The organism is Segeticoccus rhizosphaerae, from assembly GCF_009192725.1.
Lineage (GTDB): Bacteria > Actinomycetota > Actinomycetes > Actinomycetales > Dermatophilaceae > Segeticoccus > Segeticoccus rhizosphaerae.
This window is the reverse complement of record NZ_VOHR01000403.1, coordinates 1-3,049: the sequence shown is the minus strand read 5'-3', so window position 1 is coordinate 3,049 and position 3,049 is coordinate 1. Positions and strand designations below refer to the sequence as shown.

The window sequence follows — 3,049 nt, the reverse complement described above, 5'->3', positions numbered from 1 at the left end:
CGACCTCGTGCGCAGTCCGCGGGCGATGCCACGCAGCGCCACGGCCGCTGGGGTGGTCGGCTCGGACAGCACCACCGGGGAGCCGTTGTCGGCGCCCTCGCGCAGCCGGGTGTCCAGCGGGATCTGACCGAGCAGCGGCACCTCGGCCCCGACCGAGCGGGTCAGCGAGTCGGCCACCACCTGACCGCCGCCGGATCCGAAGATCTCCTGCCGCGAGCCGTCCGGCAGCTCGAGCCAGGACATGTTCTCGATGACGCCGACGATGCGCTGGTGTGTCTGCAGCGCGATCGAGCCGGCCCGCTCGGCCACCTCCGCGGCTGCCTGCTGCGGCGTGGTGACCACGAGGATCTCGGCGCCGGGGATCAGCTGCGCCACCGAGATGGCGATGTCGCCGGTGCCCGGCGGCAGGTCGAGGAGCAGGATGTCGAGGTCGCCCCAGAACACGTCGCCGAGGAACTGCTGCAGGGCGCGGTGGAGCATCGGGCCACGCCACACGACCGGCTGGTTGCCCGGGACGAACATGCCGATCGAGATGACCTTCACCTCGTGCGCGATCGGAGGCAGGATCATGTCGTCGACCTGGGTGGGGCTGTGCTGGACCCCCAGCATCCGGGGCACGGAGAAGCCGTAGATGTCGGCGTCGACGATGCCGACCCGCAGGCCGCTCTCGGCCAGCGCAGCGGCCAGGTTGACCGTCACTGACGACTTGCCGACGCCCCCCTTGCCGGACGCCACGGCATACACCCGCGTGAGCGAACCGGGCTGGGCAAACGGGATCTCGCGCTCGGCGGCGCCGCCGCGCAGGCTCTCGCGCAGCTGCTTGCGCTGCTCGGGAGACATGACGCCGAGTCGCACGTCAACGCCGGTCACGCCCTCGACCGCCGCCAGGGCGGCGGTGGTGTCACGCGTGATGGTGTCCTTGAGCGGACAGCCCGACACCGTGAGCAGGACGGTCACGACCACATGACCGGACTCGGTGGCCTCCACCGACTCGACCATGTCGAGCTCGGTGATGGGCTTGCGGATCTCGGGATCGTTGACCGTGGCGAGGGCCGCCATGAGGGCGTCGTGCGAAGGGGCGGGCATGCCCCCATGCTAGGTCGTGCGTTGACCGCGACCGGTCTCGGGCTGCTCGCGCCGGGCACGCGTGACGGATGCGCCGACCCCGCCATCGGGCCGCGCCGCGTCACCGTTCGCCTCGCTCAACCGGAACCGGTCGTCCATGTCGTCGAGGAGGCTGCGCAGCTCGGAGCGCAGGTAGTCGCGGGTGGCCATGTCGCGCATGGCGATGCGCAGCGCGGCGACCTCACGGGTGAGGTACTCGGTGTCGGCGAGGTTGCGCTCGTCGCGGGCCCGGTCCTGCTCGATGGTCACCCTGTCCCGGTCGTCCTGCCGGTTCTGCGCGAGCAGGATCAGGGGGGCGGCATACGACGCCTGGGTGGAGAAGAACAGGTTGAGCAGGATGAAGGGGTAGGGGTCCCACTTCAGGCCGAACAGGCCCACCAGGTTGAAGGCGATCCACACGATGACGAAGACCGTCATGTAGCCCAGGAAGCGGGCGGTGCCCATGAACCGGGCGAAGCCCTCGGCGAACCGGCCGAAGGCGTCGGGGTCCATGTTCGGGCGCCGGATGAACGGCTGACGCGTCTCGCGCGGCTGGTCGAGCCGTGCTGCGTCTCTCTCGTAGCGGCGGGACCGCTCAGCCATGGGTCACCTCGTCCCGCTCCTCGCGCCAGTCCTCGGGCAGGATGTGGTCGAGCACGTCGTCGACGGTGACGGCGCCGATCAGCCGCCCCTCCTCGTCGGCCACCGGCACCGCCACGAGGTTGTAGTTGGCCATCATGCGGGTCACCACGCCCAGCGGCGCATTGGCCATGAGCGGCTCGATGTCCTTGTCCAGGATCGATCCCACCGCGGCCTGGGGAGGCTCGCGCAGCAGCCGCTGGATGTGCACCAGCCCCAGCCACTTGCCGGTCGGCGTCTCCAGCGGTGACCGGCAGACGAAGACCGCGGCCGCGAGCGCCGGTGACAGCTCGACTCGCCGGACCACCGCGAGCGCCTCGGCGACCGTGGCCTCGGGGCTGAGGATGACCGGTTCGGTGGTCATCATGCCGCCGGCGGTGTCCTCGTCGTAGGTGAGCAGCCGCCGCAGTGGCTCCGCATCGTCCGGCTCCATCAGCTGCAGCAGCTGCTCGGCCGTCTCGGCGGGCAGCTCGGAGAGCAGGTCTGCCGCGTCGTCGGGCTGCATGGCCTCGAGCACGTCGGCGGCCCGGTCGGTGGCCAGGTGGGTGAGGATCTCGACCCGGTCGTCCTCGGGCAGCTCCTCGAGGACGTCGGCGAGCTTGTCGTCGGGCAGCGCGGCGGCGACCTCGCTGCGCCGTCTCGGGCTGAGGTCGTGCAGCGCGTCGGCCAGGTCGGCGGGCTTGAGCTCCTCGAACGTCTCGAGCAGCCGGGCCGCGCCCTGGCCGGCGTCGGGCTCGTGCAGCCCGGAGACCTCGTGCAGGTCGACCAGCACCGTCTCGCCGCGCCGGCGCCCGAACCGGGAGAGTCCGCGCTGTGGGCTGCCCTTGCGGCAGAAGACCTTGACGATGGCCCAGTCGCGGCTGCGCTGCTGCTCGATCGCGATGTCCTCGACCGTCGCGTCGAACTCGCCGTCGTCGGGAGAGGACACGTGGATCTGCCGGTCCAGCAGCTCGGCGAGCACGAGCGTCTCGGTGCTGCGCTGCTCGAAGCGTCGCATGTTGACCAGCCCGGTCGTGATGACCTGCCCGGCATCGACACTCGTGACGCGGGTCATCGGCACGAACACCCGGCGGCGGCCCGGCACCTCCACGACCAGCCCGATGACCCGCGGTGGGCGACGGACGGAGCCGAAGCTGACCACCACGTCGCGGACGCGCCCCACCTCGTCGCCCAACGGGTCGAAGACGCTGAGCCCGGCCAGCCGGGCCACGAACACGCGCGTCGTCGAGGTCACGCAGGCAAGGCTATCCGGCGAGGCCGGACGAGCCGGTCAGGCTCGGCGGCGGCGGCGACGGCGCACCCGGGG

3 protein-coding genes are annotated in these 3,049 nt (G+C 71.5%); all 3 read right to left on the bottom strand.

Going from position 1 to position 3,049, the window contains the following annotated elements:
- Positions 1-1,086, bottom strand: a 1,086-nt coding sequence (locus FRW57_RS19720) for an Mrp/NBP35 family ATP-binding protein (protein WP_152186845.1), incomplete at its 3' end; no start/stop codon positions are given.
- Between the two features lie 9 nt (positions 1,087-1,095).
- Complete coding sequence (locus FRW57_RS19715; RefSeq protein WP_137123217.1) at positions 1,096-1,707, bottom strand: DUF1003 domain-containing protein; 612 nt, start codon at positions 1,705-1,707, stop codon at positions 1,096-1,098.
- Positions 1,700-2,977, bottom strand: a complete 1,278-nt coding sequence (locus tag FRW57_RS19710) for a magnesium transporter MgtE N-terminal domain-containing protein (RefSeq protein ID WP_137123216.1) — start codon at positions 2,975-2,977, stop codon at positions 1,700-1,702. The genes FRW57_RS19715 and FRW57_RS19710 overlap by 8 nt, the downstream gene beginning before the upstream one ends.
- Positions 2,978-3,049 lie beyond the last annotated feature (72 nt).

Excerpts from the sequence above, each read along its gene's own strand:
- FRW57_RS19715 (WP_137123217.1), bottom strand. The coding sequence starts at position 1,707 with ATGGCTGAGCGGTCCCGCCGCTACGAGAGAGACGCAGCACGGCTCGAC.